Annotated in this window: 16 protein-coding genes; 8 read left to right on the top strand and 8 right to left on the bottom strand. The window is 70.5% G+C overall.

Features of this window, described 5'->3' with window-relative positions; genetic code table 11:
* Positions 1 to 322: 322 nt before the first annotated feature.
* Complete coding sequence (locus ACFVHO_RS36810; protein ID WP_030363224.1) at positions 323 to 2,008, bottom strand: ribonuclease J; 1,686 nt, start codon at positions 2,006 to 2,008, stop codon at positions 323 to 325.
* A gap of 129 nt (positions 2,009 to 2,137) precedes the next feature.
* On the bottom strand, positions 2,138 to 3,037 hold the full coding sequence (gene dapA / locus ACFVHO_RS36805) for a 4-hydroxy-tetrahydrodipicolinate synthase (protein ID WP_385724698.1): 900 nt from the start codon (positions 3,035 to 3,037) through the stop codon (positions 2,138 to 2,140).
* 439 nt (positions 3,038 to 3,476) lie between these two features.
* On the opposite strand from dapA, the gene ACFVHO_RS36800 reads away from it, so the two are divergent.
* Positions 3,477 to 3,716, top strand: a complete 240-nt coding sequence (locus ACFVHO_RS36800; RefSeq protein ID WP_385724696.1) for a hypothetical protein — start codon at positions 3,477 to 3,479, stop codon at positions 3,714 to 3,716.
* Between the two features lie 124 nt (positions 3,717 to 3,840).
* Positions 3,841 to 4,401, top strand: a complete 561-nt coding sequence (locus ACFVHO_RS36795) for a PH domain-containing protein (RefSeq protein WP_385724695.1) — start codon at positions 3,841 to 3,843, stop codon at positions 4,399 to 4,401.
* Positions 4,402 to 4,446: 45 nt separating this feature from the next.
* On the opposite strand, the gene ACFVHO_RS36790 is transcribed toward ACFVHO_RS36795, so the two are convergent.
* From ACFVHO_RS36790 to eccD, 6 genes are all read right to left on the bottom strand, one after another.
* A complete protein-coding gene (locus ACFVHO_RS36790; RefSeq protein ID WP_385724693.1) occupies positions 4,447 to 4,899 on the bottom strand; it encodes a tetratricopeptide repeat protein in 453 nt (150 codons plus the stop codon).
* A 4-nt stretch (positions 4,900 to 4,903) separates the two neighbouring features.
* Entirely contained in the window at positions 4,904 to 5,656 is a 753-nt protein-coding gene (dapB, locus tag ACFVHO_RS36785) for a 4-hydroxy-tetrahydrodipicolinate reductase (RefSeq protein WP_289945090.1), read from the bottom strand.
* A gap of 72 nt (positions 5,657 to 5,728) precedes the next feature.
* Positions 5,729 to 7,108 carry a M16 family metallopeptidase gene (locus ACFVHO_RS36780; protein WP_385724691.1) on the bottom strand — a complete coding sequence of 460 codons (1,380 nt, stop codon included), beginning with the start codon at positions 7,106 to 7,108 and terminating at the stop codon, positions 5,729 to 5,731.
* On the bottom strand, positions 7,105 to 9,330 hold the full coding sequence (locus ACFVHO_RS36775) for a polyribonucleotide nucleotidyltransferase (protein ID WP_385724689.1): 2,226 nt from the start codon (positions 9,328 to 9,330) through the stop codon (positions 7,105 to 7,107). Before ACFVHO_RS36775 ends, ACFVHO_RS36780 begins: the two co-directional genes overlap by 4 nt.
* Before the next feature lie 401 nt (positions 9,331 to 9,731).
* Positions 9,732 to 10,019: a 30S ribosomal protein S15 gene (rpsO, locus tag ACFVHO_RS36770; protein ID WP_030363216.1), complete on the bottom strand. Its 288-nt coding sequence runs from the start codon at positions 10,017 to 10,019 to the stop codon at positions 9,732 to 9,734.
* A gap of 234 nt (positions 10,020 to 10,253) precedes the next feature.
* A complete protein-coding gene (gene eccD / locus ACFVHO_RS36765; RefSeq protein WP_385724687.1) occupies positions 10,254 to 11,783 on the bottom strand; it encodes a type VII secretion integral membrane protein EccD in 1,530 nt (509 codons plus the stop codon).
* A gap of 453 nt (positions 11,784 to 12,236) precedes the next feature.
* Between eccD and eccCa the strand changes: the two genes are divergently transcribed.
* The 6 genes from eccCa (at position 12,237) to ACFVHO_RS36735 (ending at position 23,369) form a co-directional block, all read left to right on the top strand.
* Complete coding sequence (gene eccCa / locus ACFVHO_RS36760) at positions 12,237 to 16,205, top strand: type VII secretion protein EccCa (protein ID WP_385724685.1); 3,969 nt, start codon at positions 12,237 to 12,239, stop codon at positions 16,203 to 16,205.
* Between the two features lie 146 nt (positions 16,206 to 16,351).
* Complete coding sequence (locus ACFVHO_RS36755; protein ID WP_385724683.1) at positions 16,352 to 16,684, top strand: DUF397 domain-containing protein; 333 nt, start codon at positions 16,352 to 16,354, stop codon at positions 16,682 to 16,684.
* A 52-nt stretch (positions 16,685 to 16,736) separates the two neighbouring features.
* On the top strand, positions 16,737 to 17,411 hold the full coding sequence (locus ACFVHO_RS36750) for a hypothetical protein (RefSeq protein WP_385724681.1): 675 nt from the start codon (positions 16,737 to 16,739) through the stop codon (positions 17,409 to 17,411).
* Positions 17,408 to 18,133, top strand: coding sequence for a hypothetical protein (locus tag ACFVHO_RS36745; RefSeq protein ID WP_385724679.1), 726 nt, complete (start codon positions 17,408 to 17,410; stop codon positions 18,131 to 18,133). The genes ACFVHO_RS36750 and ACFVHO_RS36745 overlap by 4 nt, the downstream gene beginning before the upstream one ends.
* The gene (locus ACFVHO_RS36740; protein WP_385724677.1) at positions 18,133 to 22,935 is read left to right on the top strand and encodes a putative T7SS-secreted protein; all 4,803 of its coding nucleotides are present in this window, start codon (positions 18,133 to 18,135) and stop codon (positions 22,933 to 22,935) included. Before ACFVHO_RS36745 ends, ACFVHO_RS36740 begins: the two co-directional genes overlap by 1 nt.
* On the top strand, positions 22,935 to 23,369 hold the full coding sequence (locus ACFVHO_RS36735) for a hypothetical protein (RefSeq protein ID WP_385724676.1): 435 nt from the start codon (positions 22,935 to 22,937) through the stop codon (positions 23,367 to 23,369). Before ACFVHO_RS36740 ends, ACFVHO_RS36735 begins: the two co-directional genes overlap by 1 nt.
* The last annotated feature ends 155 nt before the right edge of the window (positions 23,370 to 23,524 follow it).

Raw genomic sequence — 23,524 nt, 5'->3', positions numbered from 1 at the left:
CGGGCTTTCCTCCGGGCGCTTCCCTTCGGTGTTTCTTTTGTTCTTGCGTTTCCGACTCTATCAGATCTTTCCGGCTTCCCGTTCCGACCCGATTTTCTCGGTGCTTTCCAGGTCTTCGCTTTCGCGTTTCCCTTTCCGGCGACTCCGACTTTATCAGAGATTCTGAGTCGGAATTTCCGCCCCGTCCGAGTCGGCCTCCGGCACAACCGTGCGCGGCGCTTCCCCGTCTGGCGGAGCCGTAAACGTACTGGAGCGGGGCGCCCCGATGCAAATCGAGGCGCCCCGCTCCAGAGGGCCGGTGGTCAGGCCGGTCGAGTGACCGTCAGACCTCGACGACGACCGGCAGGATCATCGGGCGGCGGCGGTAGTTGTCCGACACCCACTTGCCCAGCGTGCGGCGGATGAGCTGCTGCAGCTGGTGGGGTTCGACGACGCCGTCCTGGGCCGACTTCTCCAGGACTTCCTGGACCTTCGGGATGACGGCGTTGAACGCCGAGTCCTCGATGCCGGAGCCCCGGGCCTGTACGTGCGGGCCACCGGTGATCTTCCCGGTGGAGGAGTCCACCACCACGAAGACCGAGATGATGCCCTCGTCCCCGAGGATCTTGCGGTCCTTCAGCGCGGGCTCGCCCACATCGCCGACGGAGAGGCCGTCGACGTACACGTACCCCGCCTGGACCTTGCCGACGATCTTGGCCTTGCCCGCGACGAGGTCGACCACGACGCCGTCCTCGGCGATGACGATGCGGTCGTGCGGGACGCCGGTGAGGGCGCCGAGCTCGGCGTTGGCGCGCAGGTGGCGCCATTCGCCGTGGACCGGCATCAGGTTCTTCGGCTTGCAGATGTTGTAGAAGTACAGCAGCTCGCCGGCCGAGGCGTGGCCCGAGACGTGCACCTTGGCGTTGCCCTTGTGGACGACGTTGGCGCCCCAGCGGGTCAGGCCGTTGATGACGCGGTAGACCGCGTTCTCGTTGCCCGGGATGAGGGACGACGCCAGGATCACCGTGTCGCCCGAGACGATGCGGATCTGGTGGTCCCGGTTGGCCATGCGGGAGAGCGCGGCCATCGGCTCGCCCTGGGAGCCCGTGCAGACCAGGACGACCTCGTGGTCCGGCAGGTCGTCGAGGGTCTTGACGTCGACGACCAGGCCCGGCGGGACCTTCAGATAGCCGAGGTCACGGGCGATGCCCATGTTACGGACCATGGAACGGCCGACGAAGGCGACCCGGCGGCCGTACTCGTGGGCCGCGTCCAGGATCTGCTGGATGCGGTGCACATGGCTGGCGAAGCTGGCCACGATGATCCGCTTGCGGGCGCCCGCGAAGACCTGACGGAGCACGTTCGAGATGTCGCGCTCCGGCGGGACGAAGCCCGGGACCTCGGCGTTCGTCGAGTCGGAGAGAAGAAGGTCGATGCCCTCCTCGCTCAGGCGCGCGAAGGCGTGCAGGTCCGTGAGGCGACGGTCCAGCGGAAGCTGGTCCATCTTGAAGTCGCCGGTGTGCACCACCATGCCCGCGGGCGTGCGGATGGCGACCGCGAGCGCGTCCGGGATGGAGTGGTTGACCGCGACGAACTCGCAGTCGAAGGGGCCGACGCGCTCGCGGTGCCCCTCGGCGACCTCCAGCGTGTAGGGCCGGATGCGGTGCTCCTGGAGCTTGGCCTCGATCAGGGCGAGGGTGAGCTTGGAGCCGATCAGCGGGATGTCCGGCTTCTCGCGCAGGAGGTAGGGGACACCGCCGATGTGGTCCTCGTGGCCGTGCGTGAGGACGATGCCCTCGATGTCGTCGAGGCGGTCCCGGATGGACGTGAAGTCCGGCAGGATCAGGTCGATTCCGGGCTGCTCCTCCTCGGGGAAGAGCACTCCGCAGTCGACGATCAGGAGACGCCCGTCGTACTCGAAGACGGTCATGTTGCGGCCGATCTCGCCGAGGCCGCCCAGCGGGGTGACCCGCAGGCCGCCCTTCGGGAGCTTCGGCGGGGCGCCGAGTTCAGGATGCGGATGACTCAAAAGACTCTCCTCACCACACACGCCACGTACCTCCGGGGCACGTGGCGCGCATGACGTTCGTGCAGTAGCAGTTGTTTGGGTGCAGGCATGTGGCCTGCGGTGTTGCCTATTCAGTTGTGAAGTCTGTGGTTAAAGCTGTACCCCACCGGCGGCAAGATCGATCTTGAGCTGGGCCGTCTCCTCGGGTGAGAGCTCGACCAGCGGCAGCCGCAGCGGTCCGCCGGGGCGGCCCTGCAGGGCGAGCGCCGCCTTGGTGGTGATCACACCCTGCGTACGGAACATGCCCGTGAAGACCGGGAGCAGCTTCTGGTGGATCTCGGTCGCCTTCTGGACGTCGCCGCTGGTGTGCGCGTCGATCATCGCGCGCAGCTCCGGCGTGACGACGTGGCTGACGACGGAGACGAAGCCGCAGGCGCCGACCGAGAGCAGCGGCAGGTTGAGCATGTCGTCGCCGGAGTACCAGGCGAGGCCGGAGCGGGCGATGGCCCAGCTGGCTCGGCCGAGGTCGCCCTTGGCGTCCTTGTTGGCGACGATACGGGGGTGCTCGGCGAGGCGCACGATCGTTTCGGTGTTGATCGGTACGCCGCTGCGGCCCGGGATGTCGTACAGCATCACCGGCAGCTCGGTGGCGTCGGCGATCGCCGTGAAGTGCCGGAGGAGGCCCTCCTGCGGAGGCTTGTTGTAGTACGGCGTGACGGTGAGCAGGCCGTGTGCGCCGGCGCTCGCGGCCGCGCGGGCCAGCTCGATGCTGTGCCTGGTGTCGTTCGTGCCGACTCCGGCGACGATGTGGGCGCGGTCTCCGACGGCGTCCACCACCGCTCGTACCAGCTCTGCTTTCTCCGCGTCGGTGGTGGTCGGGGACTCGCCCGTGGTGCCGTTGACGATCAGGCCGTCGTTGCCTGCGTCCACCAGGTGGGCGGCGAGCTGGCGCGCGCCGTCGAGGTCGAGTGCGCCGTCCGCCGTGAAGGGCGTGACCATGGCGGTGAGGACCCGCCCGAAGGGGGTCTGCGGAGTGGAGGTCGGAGCCATGGGTCACACGCTACTCGCTGCTCAGCACGGGGTCGCCCCTCGGGTGACGCACAGGGTCTGACAAGGGAGGAGCCCGGCACTGCCTGCTCGGGGGTTCAAGCAGTGCCGGGTCCGTTTGATCAGGCTAGATGAACTTCTAGAAATGCCGCAATACGGACACTTCGCTCGGGCCATCCGCACATACGTGCCTCAAGACACCATGTGTCCGCGCCTCGTGGGGCCGGTCATCGGGTCCGCGCGCGGTCGCGCGCCCCGGTCGGGGAGCGACGCGGCCGTTGGCGTTGAGCGCCGCGCGGGCCAGGCGCCGACAAAGGGCCGCCAGCTGCCCCGTCCCCACAATCTTCGGCGAATTTGCCGAAACAGGGCACCTTTTGGGCGTTTCGAGCGTCTGTCTTGTTGACAGAGTTCAGTTCGAGTCCCGTGAGGAGACGCGCGCCCCATGTTCCGTCGGCGAGAGCCCGTACCCTTCGCCTTCATCGCCGAAGCCGACAAGTTCCGCAGCAACGTCACTCCCCCACCCCGTGAGCGCGCCACGGCCGGTCAGATCGTTGGCCGCACGCTCATCGGTCTCACCGTGGTCGCCGGTCTGGTGGGTTCCGTGCTCTTCGGCATGCCCGCGATGTCGGCCGACCAGTCGCCCGCCAAGACCCAGCAGTCCGAGGCCTCGGACGGGCGCTGACCACACCCCGCCGCCCGAGTGGCGCGGGAGTACCCCCTTGGCCCCCCAAGGGTGGTAGCAGGGAGCACGGCTCGATAACCTCACCGGGCACAGCCCATGTGCGTGGATCGAGTGAGGATCAGCCGTGCCCCTGCCCTTCCTGACCGCGGACCGCGCTTTCGACGAGGCCGCGCACGACACCGCGCTCCCCTTCGACGACCGCGACCGCTGGCGCCGGCCGTACCGCCCGGGCCCCTGGCGCGTGGGCGCCGCCGCCGTGCTGCTGCTGCTCGCCTCGTTCGTCCTCGTGGCCGCCGTGATCATCGCCGCGGCGGGTGCCCTTTCGGGCGCCGCGATCTGCGTGGGCCTGGCCGGACTCATCATCGCCGCCGCCCTGCGGCTCCTTCGCATGGGCACCTGGGTGAGCGCGCAGGGGCTGCGCCGGGTGAGCTTCCTCAACACCCAGACGGTGCCGTGGGCGCAAGTCGCGTCGGTGCGCACGGCGCAGCAGCCCGTGCGGTGGCTGGGGCTGCCGCGCACGGTGCAGGGGCAGGCCCTCGTTCTCGTACGACATGACCGGGCGGCCGGTGAGCGGCGGCTGCTCCTGACCGACCGGAACGCGGACTTCCTGGCGCGGCGCACGGCGTTCGACCGGGCCGCCGACACGGTCGAGGTGTGGGCCGACGAGTACCGTCGCATGGCCTAGGCGTCGTCGGGCGACTGCCATCGGCCCGGTCCCGCCGGCCACCCGTCAGGCGCTGACCGGCCTGCCCTCGCGCAGGGCGATCGCCCGCTGCATGGCCTTGCGCGCGCGAGGCGTGTCGCGGGCGTCGTGGTAGGCCACGGCGAGGCGGAACCAGCAGCGCCAGTCGTCCGGGGTGTCCTCCGTCTCGGCCTTGCGCCGGGCGAAGACCTCGTCGGCCGAGTCGCGGTCGACGCGGCCGCTGGGCGTCCGCTTCAACTCGTCGACCGGCAGCCCGCCTTCGGCCTCCAGCTCGGCGGCGAGACGGTTCGCGCGCTGGACGAAGCGCGTGTTCTGCCACAGGAACCAGACGCCGATGACCGGCAGGATCAGCACCGCGACACCGAAGGTGACGGTGAGGACGGTGCCGTGCTCTATCAGGAGCACGCCACGGCTGCCGACCAGGACGAAGTAGACGACCAGGACGGCGGCTGTGACGGCGTAGGTGATCTTTGCTCGCATGACGTCAGTTCAGGTCCAGGAAGTGTTCCAGGCCGAAGGTCAGGCCCGGTGTGGCCACGACCCGGCGGGCGCCGAGCAGGATGCCCGGCATGAAGCTGCTGTGGTGCAGCGAGTCGTGGCGGACCGTCAGGGTCTCGCCCTCGGCACCGAGCAGCACCTCCTGGTGGGCGAGGAGGCCGCGCAGGCGCACGGCGTGCACGGGCACGCCGTCGACGTTCGCGCCCCGGGCCCCGTCGAGCGCCGTCGCCGTCGCGTCCGGCTGCGGGGCGCTGCCCGCCTGCTCGCGGGCGGCGGCGATGAGCTGGGCGGTGCGCGTGGCGGTGCCGCTGGGGGCGTCGACCTTGTTCGGGTGGTGCAGTTCGACGACCTCGACCGACTCGAAGTACGGCGCGGCGATCTGCGCGAACTTCATGGTCAGGACCGCGCCGATGGAGAAGTTCGGGGCGATGAGGACGCCCGTCTCCGGGGACGCGGCCAGGGACGTCCGCAGCTGCGCGAGGCGCTCGTCGGTCCAGCCCGTCGTACCGACGACGGCGTGGATGCCGTGCCGTACGCAGAAGTCGAGGTTGCCCATCACCGAGGCCGGGGTGGTCAGCTCCACCGCGACCTGGGCGCCGGTCTCGACCAGCGTGTCCAGGCGGTCGCCGCGCCCGAGGGCGGCGACCAGATCCATGTCCTCGGCGGCCTCGACGGCCCGCACGGCCTCGGAGCCGATCCGGCCCTTGGCGCCGATGACCGCCACGCGCAGCTTGCTCATGTCCTTCATTCCTTACGGGAGTGACGAGACGTACCGGGGCCGCGCGCGCCGCGCGGCCCCGCACGCACGAACCTACGCGACCGCTTCGTGCAGGCGTTCCGCCTGCTTGCCCCGGAGCGGGCCTATCGCCGACAGCGAGGGGCGCCGGCCAAGCACGTCCCGGGCCACCGCGCGCACCTCGTCGGGCGTGACCGCGGTGATCCTCGCGAGCATGTCGTCGACCGACATCTGCTCGCCCCAGCACAGCTCGCTCTTGCCGATACGGTTCATCAGCGCGCCGGTGTCCTCCAGGCCGAGGACGGTGGAGCCCGCGAGCTGGCCGATGGCACGGGTGATCTCGTCGTCCGTGAGGCCGTGTTGCGCGACCTGGTCCAGCTCGTCGCGGCAGATCTTCAGGACGTCGTGCACCTGGCTCGGGCGGCAGCCCGCGTACACGCCGAAGAGGCCGGTGTCGGCGAAGCCGGAGGTGTACGAGTACACGCTGTAGGCCAGGCCGCGCTTCTCGCGGACCTCCTGGAACAGGCGGGACGACATGCCGCCGCCGAGCGCCGTGTTCAGGACGCCGAGGGCCCAGCGGCGCTCGTCGGTGCGGGCCAGGCCCGGCATGCCGAGGATGACGTGGGCCTGCTCGGTCTTGCGGTCGATCAGCTCGACGCGGCCGGACGTGGTCAGGCGGCGGGAGCCGTCGCGCGGCGCGAGGGGGGTGGCGTCCGCGCGGTGCAGCGCGCCGGCCTTCTCGAAGGCGGCGCGGACCTGGCGGACGACCTTCTGGTGGTCGACGTTGCCCGCGGCCGCGACGACCAGGTGCGTCGGGTCGTAGTGCTTCTTGTAGAAGCGGCGGATGCGGTCGGCCGTCAGGGCGTTGATCGTGTCGACGGTGCCGAGGACCGGGCGGCCGAGGGGGGTGTCGCCGAGCATCGTGTGCGCGAACAGGTCGTGCACGCAGTCGCCCGGGTCGTCCTCGGTCATGGCGATCTCTTCGAGGATGACTCCGCGCTCGGCGTCGACGTCGTCCTGCTCGATGAGGGAGCCGGTCAACATGTCGCAGATGACGTCGACGGCCAGCGGCAGGTCGGTGTCGAGCACGCGCGCGTAGTAGCACGTGTACTCCTTGGCCGTGAACGCGTTCATCTCGCCGCCGACCGCGTCGATCGCCGAGGAGATGTCCAGGGCGCTGCGCTTCCTCGTGCCCTTGAAGAGCAGGTGCTCCAGGTAGTGCGTGGCGCCGTTCAGGGACGGTGTCTCGTCCCGTGAGCCCACGTGGGCCCAGATGCCGAAGGTGGCGGAGCGGACGGACGGCAGGGTCTCGGTGACGATGCGCAGGCCGCCGGGGAGGGTGGTCTTGCGGACCGTGCCGATGCCGTTCTCGCCCTTGATCAGGGTTTGGGTACGGGCGACGGCCCGCGCCTCCGAGGAGGTGCGGGCCGTCGTCGTGGTGCTACGCGACGTCACTTGTCGGTGTCGTCCTTCTTGTCGGAGGCCTCGTCGCCCTCTTCGCCCTCGATGACGGGGATGAGGGAGAGCTTGCCGCGGGAGTCGATCTCGGCGATCTCGACCTGGACCTTCTGGCCCACGCCGAGGACGTCCTCGACGTTCTCCACGCGCTTGCCACCGGCGAGCTTGCGGATCTGCGAGATGTGCAGCAGACCGTCCTTGCCCGGGAGCAGCGACACGAACGCGCCGAAGGTGGTCGTCTTCACGACCGTGCCCAGGTAGCGCTCGCCGACCTCCGGCATGGTCGGGTTGGCGATGCCGTTGATCGTGGCGCGGGCGGCCTCGGCGGCCGGGCCGTCGGCGGCACCGATGTAGATGGTGCCGTCGTCCTCGATCGTGATGTCGGCGCCGGTGTCCTCCTGGATCTGGTTGATCATCTTGCCCTTCGGGCCGATGACCTCACCGATCTTGTCCACCGGGATCTTGACGGTGATGATCCGCGGGGCGTTCGGGGACATCTCGTCCGGAACGTCGATCGCTTCCATCATCACGTCGAGGATGTGCAGGCGGGCGTCGCGGGCCTGCTTCAGGGCGGCGGCCAGGACGGAGGCCGGGATGCCGTCCAGCTTGGTGTCGAGCTGGAGGGCGGTCACGAACTCCTTGGTGCCGGCGACCTTGAAGTCCATGTCGCCGAAGGCGTCCTCCGCACCGAGGATGTCGGTGAGGGCGACGTAGTGCGTGTCGCCGTCGATCTCCTGGGAGATCAGGCCCATGGCGATACCGGCGACGGCGGCCTTCAGCGGCACACCGGCGTTCAGCAGCGACATCGTGGAGGCGCAGACCGAGCCCATGGACGTCGAGCCGTTGGAGCCGAGGGCCTCGGACACCTGACGGATCGCGTACGGGAACTCCTCGCGCGTCGGCAGGACCGGCACGATGGCGCGCTCGGCGAGCGCGCCGTGGCCGATCTCGCGGCGCTTCGGGGAGCCGACGCGGCCGGTCTCACCGACGGAGTACGGCGGGAAGTTGTAGTTGTGCATGTAGCGCTTGCGGGTCACCGGGGAGAGGGTGTCCAGCTGCTGCTCCATGCGGAGCATGTTGAGGGTGGTGACGCCCAGGATCTGGGTCTCGCCACGCTCGAACAGCGCCGAGCCGTGCACGCGCGGGATGGCCTCGACCTCGGCGGCGAGCGTACGGATGTCCGTGACGCCGCGGCCGTCGATGCGGACCTTGTCCTTGATGATGCGCTCGCGGACCAGCTTCTTGGTCAGCGCGCGGTAGGCACCGGAGATCTCCTTCTCGCGGCCCTCGAACTGCGGGAGCAGCTTCTCGCCGGCGATCTCCTTGACGCGGTCCAGCTCGGCCTCGCGCTCCTGCTTGCCGGCGATGGTGAGCGCCTGGGCGAGCTCGGTCCTGACCGCGGCGGTCAGGGCCTCGAGCACGTCGTCCTGGTAGTCCAGGAAGACCGGGAAGTCGCCGGTGGGCTTGGCGGCCTTGGCGGCGAGGTCCGACTGGGCCTTGCAGAGGACCTTGATGAAGGGCTTCGCGGCTTCCAGACCGGCGGCGACGACCTCTTCGGTCGGGGCCTCGGCGCCGTCCTTCACCAGCTGGATGGTCTTCTCGGTGGCCTCGGCCTCGACCATCATGATCGCGACGTCGCCGTCCTCGAGGACGCGACCGGCGACGACCATGTCGAAGACGGCGTCCTCGAGCTCGGTGTGCGTCGGGAAGGCGACCCACTGGCCCTTGATGAGCGCCACGCGCGTGCCGCCGATCGGGCCCGAGAAGGGCAGGCCGGCCAGCTGCGTGGAGCAGGAGGCGGCGTTGATCGCGACCACGTCGTACAGGTGGTCGGGGTTGAGCGCCATGATCGTCTCGACGATCTGGATCTCGTTGCGCAGGCCCTTCTTGAAGGAAGGACGCAGCGGGCGGTCGATCAGGCGGCAGGTCAGGACCGCGTCCTCGGAGGGACGGCCCTCACGGCGGAAGAAGGAGCCGGGGATCTTGCCGGCGGCGTACTGCCGCTCCTCGACGTCCACCGTGAGGGGGAAGAAGTCGAGCTGGTCCTTGGGCTTCTTGGAAGCCGTGGTGGCCGACAGCACCATGGTGTCGTCGTCCAGGTACGCAACGGCGGAGCCGGCGGCCTGCTTGGCGAGGCGGCCCGTCTCGAAGCGGATGGTGCGGGTGCCGAAGGAGCCGTTGTCGATGACGGCCTCGGCGTAGTGGGTCTCGTTCTCCACTAGCGGTTCTCCTACTTTTCGTCTTCGCTCCCGAGCCCGTGTGGTCCGGGAGTCCCCCGCCCGTGTGGCCGGGGAGGTCCACCGCGGGCCCGTGTGGCCGTGCGGTGGGGCGGAGGAGCGCGCCGTGGGTGCGGGCCGGTCTTCGATCGAAGCACCCGGGGTTCGTTCTCTTCGTATCCCGGGGGCCACTACCGAGGACCGGCGGCGGCTGGGTGCGCCTCTCCTATGGATTTGTCCTGTCGGACGCTCCTGGCGGAATCGTCCTGGCCGGGCTCGTGCCCGGCGTCCGTACCGTGCCGGACGTCACCAGACTACAAACGGGCAGTGACATCGCGCACGTACAGCAAAGGGAGCGGCCCCCTTCGAGTGCTTCGAGTGGGAACCGCTCCCTTCACGGCGTCTTACTTGGCGCCCGCCGCACCGCGGCGGATGCCGAGCCGGTCAACCAGGGCACGGAAGCGCTGGATGTCCTTCTTGGCCAGGTACTGCAGCAGACGGCGGCGCTGGCCGACGAGGATCAGCAGACCACGACGGGAGTGGTGGTCGTGCTTGTGCGTCTTGAGGTGCTCGGTCAGGTCCGAGATGCGGCGGGAAAGCAGCGCCACCTGAACCTCGGGGGAGCCGGTGTCGCCCTCCTTCTGGCCGAACTCGGTCATGATCTGCTTCTTCGTAGCGGCGTCGAGCGACACGCGTACTCCTTGTGAGTCTTCGTTTCGCCTTCGAGTGCCCCTGGTCTTCGTCTCAGGGGAGCTTTCGGAACTCTGAAGGCATGGGTCCGCCTCGGGAGGCGGGATGCCGCGGCGCGGTCCCTGGCCTTGGGCCTTGGGTGTGCGCAGACATGCGGGCGTTACACAGAGTACCAGGGTGGGGGTGGCGGGTTCGCCGGGGGCCGCCGCTGCGCCTCGTGAGCGGCGTCGCCGGTGTCAGCTCGTCATCGCGCGTGCGGAGGCGTACACGTCGAAGACCGCGAGTGTCAGGGGTACGAGTGTCAGGAGGACGAAGACCTCGGCGATCTCCACGAAGCGGCCCCAGAAGGGGGTCACGCCGCTGCGGGAGGTGATCAGGCCGACGGCGGTGCACAGCACGGCGGCGGCCGCGATGGCGGCGACCAGCCAGATGGTGCGCAGGTCGAGGGCCGCGGTGTCGCCGCTCAGGGCGTCGCGCATCAGGCTGTCCGACGGGTTGAGGCACAGGCCGACGCCGAGCAGGACCAGGCAGGCCAGGCCCGCGGCCAGGGTGGCGGCGACCTGGGCCGTGTAGCGGAAGAGCTGGGCGCGCATCAGCATCGCGACGCCGGTGGCGAGGGCGAGGAGCTGTCCCCAGCCGTCGTCCGAGAAGCCGAGGACGGCCGCCGCGCCCACGGAGACCAGGGCGCAGCCGCCGACGAGGCCGATGAGCAGTTCGTGGCCGCGGCGGGCCTGGGCGGCGATGCGGTCGGCGTCGACGGGGTCCTGAGGAGTGCGGTCGGAGTCGGGGTCGAGGTCGGCGCCGTAGGTGGGGCGCGCGGCGTGCGGCGAGGCGAAGCCGATGGGGAGGCGGGCGAAGCGCAGGGCGAGGCCCGGCAGGAAGGCGAGGGCCCCCACGGCCAGCGGGGCGCACAGCGCGGCGGTCTCGACGGCCTCCATGCGCCAGACGGTCGCCGCGAACACCGTGAACAGGCCGATCGCGGACGCGCAGACGAACGCCACGAACGGGCCGTCCCCGCGCGGCGACACCAGCGTCAGGACCACCGACGCCACGAGCACGGCCGCGCAGGCCAGCAGGAACTGGAGCCTGCCGATGCCGTGACCCTCCGTGAGCGGCAGCAGCCCGGAGCCCGCCACCGCCAGGTTCGGCAGCGCGCCGAGGCCGAGCGCGACGGCGGCGGCCCGGTCGTCGTACACCCGGGCCCGTACGCAGGCGAAGGTGAGCAGCAGCAGGCCCGCGACGGCGGCGAGGACGCCGGGGAAGCTGTGCATGTCGTGGCGGGGCTCGGCCGTCCAGGTCACGAAGGCCAGCAGGAGCGGCAGGACGGCGCCGCCGATCAGGCCCGCGGCGCGGGTGAGGTCGCCGTTCCACAGGGTGCGGTCGCTCGTCACGGCGGAGGCGACGGCGTCGGACACGTCGTCGTAGACGGCGGGCGGCAGCGACGCCGAGAAGGGGCGCAGGGTCAGGAGCTCGCCGTCGAGGATGCGCTGGGCGGCGAAGGAGCGGGCGCCGTCGAGGACGGCGCCGTCCCTGCGGACGAGGTGATAGCCCACGGGGGCGCCTTCGGCCGGGCTCTGCCGGGAAAGGCGCAGGACCTCCGGGTAGATGTCGGCGACCGGGATGTCGTCGGGCAGCGCCACGTCGATCCGGCTGTCGGGCGCGACGATGGTGACGCGGCAGAAGCCGAGTCCCGCGCCGGTTCCGGTCGTGGCCACGTGGCCGGGCCGACCGGTGGTGGTGGCCGCCGCGGAGGCCGTGGTGCTCACCTGCTGTTCCCCCTCAGTAGTGCTGGTGACTGCTCTGGTGCTGGTGACTGCTCTGTGGTGCGGTGCTGCACGGTCCTGTTCCGCCACCTCGCGGTCCCTGCTGATGCCGCGTCAACACCGGCACGGTCCCCGCCGAGCGACCCGCGCGCGTCGCGCCACCCCTCGCCGACTGTGCCCCATCGCGCGCGGCGGCACGGCGCAAATCGGCTCGGCTGGCTGGTTCTTGAGCCCGTACGCCTCCCCCGGGGCTCCCTGTGGCACGAAATGACCTGATTCTGCTGGCTGTTGGCCGGACTGCGCTTCGGCTTGAATTCGCGTGTGTTCACACGCACGATCGGCACCCTATCGCCCCTCGCGAGGGGCGATGTCAGTAGGATCGGCCGCTGGTCTTCGTCCGCCCGGAACGGGGGCGGCGGATGGAACACCCAGGCCTGCCAAGGGGATTGGTGCGTAGTGAGCCACATCATCGTGAGGCGCCCGCCTCGGGTTCTTCCGTCCGAGGTGCCCACCGCGGAGATCGTCCTGCAACCTCCGCCCGAGCTGCCGCGCGGCCAGCAGGAGGGCGCGATGATGCAGCTCCTGCCGATGCTGGGCATGGGTGGCTCCGTGGTGTTCTTCTTCATGCCGAATTCGCATCCGTTTATGAAGATCATGGGCATGGTGATGGTCACCGCGACGCTGGCGATGACCATCGCGATGGTGATCCGGCACCGCCGCGGCACCCAGGGCCAGCTGGCGGACATGCGGCGCGACTACCTCCGGTACCTGAAGCAGACCCGCCGTTCCGCCCTCAACACCGCGAAGGCGCAGCGCGACGCCCAGTACTACCTCCACCCCTCCCCCGAGCAGCTCTGGGCCCTGGTCGCCGAGGGCAGCCGGGTCTGGGAGCGGCGCACGGGCGACGCGGACTTCGGGCAGGTGCGCGTGGGCCTCGGCTCGCAGGCCCTCGCCGCTCCGCTCGTCGCACCGGAGACCGCGCCGGTGGACGAGTTGGAGCCGCTGACCGCGGGCGCGATGCAGCGCTTCCTCGCCACGCACAGCACCGTGGAGTCGCTGCCGATGGCGGTGTCCCTGCGCGCCTTCTACCACGTGACGGTGAGCGGCGAACCGGAAGCGGTGCGGGGCACCGCCCGCGCGCTGACCGCCTCGCTGGCCTCCCTGCACGCCCCCGACGACGTGCTCATCGCCGTCGCGGCCGACCGGCAGGCGGCGCCGCACTGGGAGTGGACCAAGTGGCTCCCGCACTGCCAGGCACCGGGCACGGCGGACGGGGCGGGCAGCCGCCGCCTCATCACCGGCGACCCCGTGGAGCTGGAGGCGATGCTGTCCGCCCGACTCCAGGGCCGCCCCCGCTTCCACCCCGGCGGGACGCCGCTGCCGGAGGAACCGCACGTCGTCGTGGTGCTCGACGGCCTCTCCCTGGACCCGACGTCCGTCCTCGCGTCCGCCGAGGGGCTGCAGGGCGTCACCATCGTGGAGGTCGTGCCGGGCGAGCTCGGCGGCGGGCGCGGGGGGCTCTCCGTCGTCGTACAGCCGAAGTCGCTGCGCCTGGAGTCGGGGCACGGCCTGGTGTACGAGGGCACGCCCGACCTCCTGTCGTACGAGGCCGCCGAGGCGCTCGCCCGGCAGTTGGCGCCGCTGCGGATGGTGTCGGGCGGCGACGACGGCCAGCCGCTGCTCGCCAACCTGGACTTCACGGAGCTGCTGGGGCTCGGGGACGCCGACTCGGTGGACACGAGCCGGACCTGGCGCCCGCGCGCGCAGGCGGAGCGGCTGCGCGTCCCGATCGGCGTCGGCGAGGACGGCCGGCCCGTGATGCTGGACCTCAAGGAGGCGGCACAGGAGGGCATGGGGCCGCACGGCCTGTGCGTGGGAGCCACCGGTTCCGGCAAGTCGGAGCTGCTGCGCACCCTGGTCCTCGGCCTGGCCGTCACCCACTCCTCCGAGAGCCTGAACTTCGTGCTCGCCGACTTCAAGGGCGGCGCGACCTTCGCGGGCATGGCGCAGATGCCGCACGTCGCCGCGGTGATCACCAACCTCGCGGACGACCTGACGCTGGTCGACCGCATGGGCGACTCCATCCGCGGCGAGCTCAACCGCCGCCAGGAACTGCTCCGCGACGCGGGCAACTACGCGAACATCCACGACTACGAGAAGGCGCGCGCCGCCGGGGCCGCGCTCCAGCCCATCCCCTCACTCGTCCTCGTCATCGACGAGTTCAGCGAACTGCTCACCGCGAAGCCCGACTTCATCGACATGTTCGTGCAGATCGGCCGCATCGGCCGGTCCCTCGGCGTGCATCTGCTGCTGGCCTCGCAACGCCTGGAGGAGGGCCGCCTGCGCGGCCTGGAGACCTACCTCTCGTACCGCGTGGGTCTGCGCACGTTCTCCGCCGCCGAGTCCCGTGCGGCCCTCGGCGTGCCGGACGCCTACCAGCTGCCGAACGTGCCCGGTTCGGGCTATCTGAAGTTCGGCACGGACGAGATGGTGCGCTTCAAGGCCGCGTACGTCTCCGGGGTGTACCGCTCAGGATCGGCGCAGGCAGCGGCCCTCGGCGGGCCGCTGCCGGTGGACCGGCGGCCCGTGCTGTTCACGGCGGCCGAGGTGCCGGTGCGGTACGCGGCGACTCCCCGGCCGGACCCGCGGCCCGCCCCGGACGCGGACGACGCGCTCGCCGACACCGTCCTCGACGTCATCGTGCGCCGCCTGGAGGCGCAGGGCCCGGCCGCGCACCAGGTGTGGCTGCCGCCGCTGGACAGCCCGCCGTCACTGGACTCGCTGCTTCCGGGGCTCACCGCCGTGCCGGGGCGCGGTCTCACGCAGCCCGGGTACGAGGGCGCGGGCCGCCTCGTCGTACCGCTCGGCCTGGTCGACAAGCCGTACGAGCAGCGCCGCGACCCGCTCTGGTGCGACTTCTCCGGCGCGGCCGGCCACATGCAGGTCCTGGGCGGGCCGCAGTCCGGCAAGTCGACGCTCCTGCGCTCGCTGATCGCGTCGTTCGCGCTCACCCACACCCCGCGGGAAGTGCAGTTCTACTGCCTCGACTTCGGCGGTGGCGGCCTCTCGGCGGTCGCCGGGCTGCCGCACGTGGGCGGCGTCGCGTCACGCCTCGACCCGGAGCGGGTGCGGCGCACGCTCGCCGAGGCCTTCTCCGTGATGACGCGCCGCGAGGAGTACTTCAGGTCGGCCGGCATCGCCTCCATCGCCGACTTCCGGGCGCGCCGGGCCCGCGGTGACATCTCCGTCACCGACCAGCCGTGGGGCGACGTCTTCCTCGTCATCGACGGCTGGGGCAACTTCCGCACGGACTACGAGAACCTGGAGCCCGCCGTCCTGGAGATCGCGGCGCGCGGCCTCGGCTACGGCATCCACCTGGTCCTCACCGCGTCACGGTCCATGGAGGTCCGGGCGAACCTCAAGGACCACCTGATGAACCGCCTCGAACTGCGCCTCGGCGACACCATGGACTCCGAGTTCGACCGCAAGGTCGCCGCCAACGTCCCGGCCGGTGTGCCCGGCCGCGGCCAGACCCCGCAGAAGCAGCACTTCATGGCGGCCGTGCCGCGCGTCGACGGCCTCTCCTCCGACTCCGACCTCGCCGAGGCCACGGGTGCCCTCGCCACCGAGGTCTCCCGGCACTGGACGGATCCGGCCGCTCCCGCCGTACGGCTGCTGCCGCGCGAACTGCCCGCCGCGCAGCTCCCGCCCGGCAACCTCTTCCCGGACCGGGGCGTCTCCTTCGCCCTCGACGAGGACAACCTCGAACCGGTCTTCGTGGACTTCGAGCAGGATCCCTTCTTCCTCGTCCTCGGAGAGAGCGAGTCCGGCAAGTCCAACCTGCTGCGCCTGCTCGTCCGGCGCCTCACCGAGCGCTACAGCGGCGACGACTGCAAGCTCTTCGTCGTCGACAACCGCCGCTCCCTCCTCGACGTCACCCCGGCCTCCCACCTGGCCGAGTACATCCCCATGTCCAACGCCATGGACCACCACATCAACGCCCTGGTCGACCTCATGCGGCGCCGCGCCCCCGCGGACGACGTCACCGCACTGCAGCTCCGCGAACGCAGTTGGTGGCAGGGCCCGACGGTGTACGTCGTCATCGACGACTACGACCTGGTGTCCACGTCCAGCGGCAACCCGCTCGGCCCCCTCACCGAACTCCTCGCCTACGCCCGCGACGTGGGCGTCCGCTTCATCATCGCCCGCTCCACGGCGGGCGCGGGGCGCGCCTCGTACGAGCCGTTCCTCCAGCGGATGAAGGAGCTCGGCGCCCAGGGCGTCCTGCTCGCCGGCGACCCGTCCGAGGGCGACCTCCTCGGCGGGGTGCGGCCGCGGCCGATGCCTGCCGGGCGGGGGATCTTCGTCTCGCGGAAGCGGGGGAAGCCGTTGGTGCAGACGGGGCTGGTGGAGGGGGACCACTGAGGTGCCTGTTCCGGCCGGTCGTTGCTTGCTGTGTGCCCCCGGCACACACGCGGTGACAAGTACTCTGAGCGCACAGTTCGTCCGTTCAGCGTTCGTCGTTCGTCGATACGTGGCGAAGTCGGGAAGTCGGGAAGGGGTCGCTTCACATGGCCGAGGCACAGGAGCAGGCAGCGGGCCAGGCACGGGGCAAGGAGACGGAGGAGGAGGTCAAGGCGCGCAAGGAGCGGGAGAAGGACGAGCTCTACGCCCTCGACATCTCCGGCGTCGAATGGCACGGCGCACCGGGCACCGAGACCCACGAGGAGCGCGTCGAGATCGCCGACCTCCCCGACGGTGCCGTGGCCATGCGGTCCTCCCTCGACCCCGAGACTGTCCTTCGCTACACGAAGGCGGAGTGGCGGGCGTTCGTCCTGGGGGCGCGGGACGGCGAGTTCGACCTGGAGCCCGCGCCGCACAACGGTGGGGCGGGCACGGAGTAGCGCGCCGTCTCGGGCGGCGCACGCGGGCGGGGAAGCAGGTGGGGTGCCGCTCATGAAGGCGGACGAGAGTGGGGGCGGGGGCGGCGGCCGGGACGGGGGCGGCATATCCCGTCCGCCGCGGGTGCCGGTGCGACGGTCACGGCTGGCCGAGCTGGCGGACACGACGGTTCCGGCGGCGGGGCCACCCGCTGTCACCACCACCCCGACCGGCACAGCCGCCGACGCCGACACGGGCCCCGACGTCGACACCGACACCGACACCGACACCGCCCGAATACGCCGCGGCCAGCGCGAGTTCGGTGCCCTCCTCGGTGAATTCCGGCGCACGCCCGTCCTGTTGCCCCTCGGCCAGGACGACGCGTACCCGCTGACCGCGGACTTCAACGGCGTCCGATGGATCTACGCCTTCTCCGACGAGGCGGCCCTGGCCCGGTTCGCGATCCTGCGTGGCGAGTCGGACCGCCCTTGGAACTACCAGCGCGTGCTGGGCGCCCGCCTCCTGGACGGGGTCGTTCCGACGCTCGGAGTGCCGTGCGGAGTGGCGCTGGACGTCGGGAGCGAAGGACACGAGGCGCTGTTCCCGCCCGTCGTGGGGATCGTCCCCGACACGGTGGCCGTGGACATCGATACGGACGGCATCGACACGAGCGGCATCCGTACGAGCGGGATCGACACGGACGGCATCGGTACGGACGGCATCGACAGGAACGGGGAGACGCGGGGATGAGCGGCGAGGCGAAGGACCTCCGGGTGGGCGGCCTGGACCTGATCGCTCAGGGCATCACCCTGACGCTGGACGAGCTCAAGGAACTCGGCATGACCGGCAGCGCCGGTGCCGGACGCGGCTTCGACGAGCTGGCCCTGGGCGACCTGGAACTAGGGCACGGTGAGCTGGTGGCCGGGCTCAAGTCCTTCTGCGAGCGCTGGGAATGGGGAGTGCGGTCCCTGGTCAACGAGGGAAACGCCTTCGCCCAGGGCGTGGGGCTCTCCGCCGGGACGTTCTACGAGACCGATCAGTACGTGGGCAACTCGCTCAAGATCGCGGTGAACTCGCTCAACGGCAACCCTTACGCCACCGAGGAAGAGGTCACGCGGAAGAGCTGGGGCGAGCTGGCCAAGCAGCACCCCCTCGCCGATCCGGACTACAGCGCCGACTCGTTCGAGAAGGCCACGGACAACGTAGGCCAGGCCTACAAGGACGCCGCCCGCGACGCCGCGACCTCACCTCTGGCCGGGCCGCTGAGCCCGCAGAACCTCACCGGGCAGAGCGACGAGGAGTACGAATCGATGCTCGACGACAAGTTCGGCCCCTCCGCCGAGGAGCGGGCCGAGACGTCGCGGCAGTTCCTCCCGCAGCAACCCGAGGGGGGCGCGGCCGGGCCCCAGCAGGGCGGAGACCGTGCCCCGCAAGGCGGACTCCGTGCCCCGCGGGGCGGAGACACCGGCTGATGGGCATCCTCGACGACATCGGCGACGGCTTCGACTCGGCGAAGGACGCCGCGAAGGACGGCCTCAACTCCGGCCTGGAGAAGGCGGAGGACGGCTGGGAGGCGGCGAAGAAGCACACCGGTGAAGGCATCGAGTGGGGCACCGGCAAGGCCGCCGACGGACTGGACCGCATCGGCGCGGACGGCACCGCCGACAAGGTCGAGGACTGGGGCAGGTCCGCCGCCTCCAAGCTGGGTGCGAACGTCCACGAGGGGCAGCTCGGCGAGACCGACCAGGCGAACGAGCTGATCCACGGCAACCCGGGGAAGATCCGCGCGAGCGCCCGGCACCTCGCGGACTTCCACAAGGCCTTCGACAAGGTCGGCACGGGCATGCGCGGCCTCGACTCCGCCCACTGGAAGGGCGAGGCCGCCAGCACGTTCCGCGAGAAGTTCGCCATGCACCCCGGCAAGTGGCTGCACGCCGCGGACGCCTGCGAACAGGCCGCCCGCGCCCTCGACGGCTACGCGGACACGGTCAAGTGGGCGCAGGGCCAGGCCCAGGACGCCATCGACCTGTACAAGAAGGGCAAGAGCTCCTCCGACACGGCCGTCGAGGCGTACAACAAGCGCGTCATGGCCTACAACGCGGCCCTCACGCTGGACAAGGATCCGGGCCCCCGGCCCGACCCCTTCAAGGATCCCGGCAAGGCCGACATGGAGCGCGCCCAGGAGATGCTCGCCGAGGCGCGTCGGCAGCGCGACGAGGCGGGCCGCCTGGCCGCGAGCGTGCTCAAGGCGGCCCTGCGGCACGCCCCGGCCGAGCCCCCGGCACTCGACCGACTGAAGTCGAACGCGATCGACACCTTCAAGGCGACGAACACGGAGCTCACCCACTTCGGCGGCGGGGTGCTCAAGGGCGGCGCCGGTCTGGTCAACTTCGTACGCGGCATCAACCCGGCCGATCCGTACAACATCACGCACCCCGCCGAGCACGCCCAGAACGTCCACATGACGCTGGCCGGTCTGGCCTCCACGGTCACGCACCCGGACCGCGCGATCAAGGACGCGTACGAGAGCTTCAAGAAGGACCCGTCCGAGTTCGGGGGCAGGCTCCTCCCGGAGGCCATCGGGACCAAGGGCGCCGGATTCGCACGCGGCGGGGTCAGGGCCGGGGCCGGGCGGGCAATGCGGGACGCCGCCGAAGGCCGCGGGGCGCGCGGCCCCGTGAACGACGACCCCAGGAAGCCGTCCCGCACCGACGACACCAGGACGACCAAGGGAACGGACCCCGTCGACCTCGCGACCGGCAGGATGTTCCTGCCGCAGACCGACGTCACGCTGCCGGGCGCGCTGCCGCTCGCCTTCACACGCCGGGTGGAGTCCGGCTACGCGCTGGGGCGCTGGTTCGGTCCTTCCTGGTCGTCGACGGTCGACCAGCGCCTTGAGATCGACTCCGAGGGCGTCGTCTTCGTGACGGAGGACGGCCTGCTGCTCGCCTACCCGCATCCGGCTCCGGGACTGCCGACCGTGCCGAGCCACGGCCCGCGCCGCCCGCTCGACCGCGTGGACGGCGGCTACACCGTCACGGATCCGGACACGTCCCGGGTCTGGCACTTCGCGGACCGCGGCGAGGGCCTCGCGGTCCTGGAACAGATCGACGACCGCAACGGCAACTGGATCACCTTCGAGTACGACGCCGAGGGCGCGCCCCTGTCCCTGGCCCACAGCGGCGGCTACCGCCTGGGGCTCACCACCGCCGACGGCCGCGTCACCGCCCTGCGCCTCGTGGGCGCGGCTCCCGGCGGCGCGGACCAGGAGCTGCTGCGCTACGGCTACACCGACGGCCACCTGACGGAGGTCACCAACTCCTCCGGCCTGCCGCTGCGTTTCACGTACGACGAGGCGGGCCGCGTCACGTCGTGGACGGACACCAACGGCCGCGGCTACACCTACGCGTACGACGACCAGGACCGCTGTGTGGCCGAGGGCGGCACCGAGGGGCACCTGGGCCTGCGCCTCGCGTACGACTCCGTGGACCCCGCGACCGGGCTGCGGCAGACGACGACCACGACCGGCGAGGGCCACACCCGCCGCTTCCTCGTCAACGACGCCTGGCAGGTCGTCGCCGACGTCGACCCCCTCGGCGCGGTCACCCGCTACGAACACGACCACCGCAACCGGCTCCTCGCCCGCACCGATCCGCTCGGCCACACCACGTCCTTCCAGTACGACACGGACGGCAACCTGCTCTCCCTGGTCCGGCCCGACGGGCGCGAGGCGAGGGCCGAGTACGACGGACCGGGGCTGCCGACGAAGGTGGTGGGCCCGGACGGCACGGTCCGGCGCCTCTCGTACGACGAGCGCGGCAACCGTACTTCCGTCACGGATCCCGCCGGGCAGACCACGCGCTTCACGTACGACGAGGCGGGCCGCCTCACCGCCGTCACGGACCCGCTCGGCAACACGACGGCCGTGCGGTGCGACGCGGCCGGGCTCCCCGTCGAGACCGTCGACCCGCTCGGCGCGGTGACCCGATTCGAACGCGACGGGTTCGGCCGCCCGACCGCGATCACGGATCCGCTGGGCGCGACGACCCGCCTGGAGTGGACCGTCGAGGGCCTCCTCGCCCGGCGCACGGCACCGGACGGCACCGCCGAGTCGTGGACGTACGACGGCGAAGGCAACTGCACGGCGCACACGGACGCGATGGGTGCCGTCTCGCGCTTCGAGTACACCCACTTCGACCTGCTGTCCGCCCGCACCGGCCCGGACGGGGCGCGGTACGAGTTCACCCACGACACCGAGCTGCGGCTCACCGAGGTCGCGGGCCCCGGGGGCCTGCGCTGGAACTACGCCTACGACGCGGCCGGACGCCTCATATCGGAGTCCGACTTCGACGACCGCACGCTCACGTACACGCACGACCCGGCGGGCCGCCTGCGGTCCCGCACGAACGCCATCGGCCAGACCATCGCCTACGACCGCGACGCCCTCGGCCAGGTCACCCGCAAGGACGCGGACGGCCGCGTCACGACGTTCGCGTACGACCTGACGGACCAGCTCGGACAGGCGGTCGGCCCGGACGGCACGACCTTGACGCTGCTGCGGGACCGCTTCGGCAGACTGCGGTCGGAGACGGTGGACGGCCGTGAGCTGACGTACGCGTACGACTCGCTGGGCCGCCGCGTCGGCCGCACGACCCCCACCGGGGCGACGAGCGAGTGGACGTACGACGCGGCGGGCCGCCGCACCCACCTGCTGGCGTCGGGCCGCACCATCGACTTCGCGTACGACGCGGCGGGCCGCGAACTCACGCGCCAGGTCGGCGACTCCGTCACCTTCACGCACGCCTTCGACGAACTGGGCCGCCTCACCACGCAACACGTCACCGCCGCCGGGCGCACGGCCCAGCACCGCGCCTACTCCTACCGCGCGGACGGCAACCTCATCGGCGTCGACGACCACCTGAACGGCCCCCGCCGCTTCGACCTCGACGCGACGGGCCGGGTCACCGCGGTGCACGCCGCCAACTGGACGGAGACGTACGCCTACGACGAGGCGGGCAACCAGACCTCCGCGTCCTGGCCCGCCTCCCACCCCGGCCACGAGGCGACCGGCCCCCGCGCCTACACCGGCACCACCCTCACCCGAGCCGGCTCAGTCCGCTACGAACACGACGCCCTCGGCCGCGTCACCCTCCGCCAGAAGCCCCGCCTGTCCCGCAAGCCGGACACGTGGCGGTACGCGTGGGACGCGGAGGACCGGCTCACGTCGACGGTCACGCCGGACGGGGTGGAGTGGCGGTACACGTACGACCCCCTCGGCCGCCGCACGTCCAAGCTCCGCCTGGCGGACGACGGTGCGACGGTCGTCGAACGGGTGGACTTCACGTGGGACGGGACGACGCTGTGCGAACAGACGACGGTGGGGGGTGGGTTACCGGATCCGGTCACGGTGACGTGGGAGCACCAAGGGCTGCGGCCCATCGCCCAGGTGGAACGCATCGCGCCGACCGAGCCTGCCACCCCTCCCCAGGCCGAGATCGACTCCCGCTTCTTCGCCATCGTCACGGACCTGGTGGGGACGCCCAGCGAACTCGTCGACGAGGAGGGGGAGATCGCTTGGCGGATGCGGAGCACGTTGTGGGGGGCTACGGCTTGGGCGGCGGGGAGTACGGCGTATACGCCGCTGCGGTTTCCGGGGCAGTACTTCGACCCTGAAACCGGTCTCCACTACAACTACTACCGGCACTATGACCCAAGGTCCGGCCGATACCTGACCCCGGACCCACTCGGACTCACACCTGCACCGAACCCGGGCGCATACGTCCACAACCCCCATACTTGGATCGACCCTCTCGGGCTCGCCCCTTGCCGCACCGATGTCGATTACCTGGCGGACAACGGCATACCATCGGGTGCACCCGTCACGCATGGCCAAACAGGCACTTTGATTGGCGACGACGGGGCGAGCCAAAGGAACTTCAAGAACGTATTGAATGAGCATGAGCACGACGTCGTCGCACACGGCTCCGAGGACGGTTTCTTGGCACTCCGGGGAGGAAGCGTGAACGGCGGGCAGATCGTGGATGCCGTGACGAACAATCCGCACTACAACGGCGGCCCACTTCGCCTCATGGTCTGCCATTCGGGGGCAGATACGTCGGGAATAGCCCAGCAGGTCGCGAATGAGCTGGGCGTAACCGTGCGGGCTCCCACTAATAAGGTTGGAACCAGTCCCGTCTTGGGCGTCGGCCAAGTGCCGCAGATCGACGGTGGCGGCTACTGGCGAGTGTTCCTTCCCATCATTGGAGGAAATTAGTGAAGCTTATCGGATTCTTCCGTGACATGAATCCCAAAGCCCCGAGCATCTACAGCGAGAAGACTCCGAGCGTCAACCCAGGAAAACCCGAATACCCACTTCAAGAGGTAGGGAGCTACCTTCACTCCGGCTACCCCATCCTGGACGTGATGGAAGCGACAGCTGACGTCATCGGCAAAGCCTTCCACGTCCCTGGAGGATCTTCAATCCTCACCGATGGATCATTCGTATGGCGAGTCGATTTGGCGTCGTATGTAGAGCACTACGCCATCGCGCTGCCGCCGGACTTTCTGGAGTTCATGGAAAGGCACAACTTCAAAATTCCGCATGTAACCCAAGACCAACTCATTGAACTTTCGATCGCCGCGAGTAACGCTTTGGGGTTTCACACCGACCCGGGGGCGTCGCCCAGAGCGGTACGTAAGGACTCGTAACCCCTTCGATGAGTTCGGGCGCCGACGGGGATTTCGACCCGGCGTGTGCCCCGCACCCCGGAAGTCCCCGTGCCTGACAGTGCGTCCCGCATGGGTACGGCTGCAGCTCCTGGCGTATCGCCTTACGAGCTCGTAACAGGATCTTGCCGAAGTGC

Source organism: Streptomyces sp. NPDC127108 (assembly GCF_042677545.1).
Lineage (GTDB): Bacteria > Actinomycetota > Actinomycetes > Streptomycetales > Streptomycetaceae > Streptomyces.
Note: the sequence above shows the minus strand (reverse complement) of the source record. Positions and strands in the feature narration are given on the sequence as shown.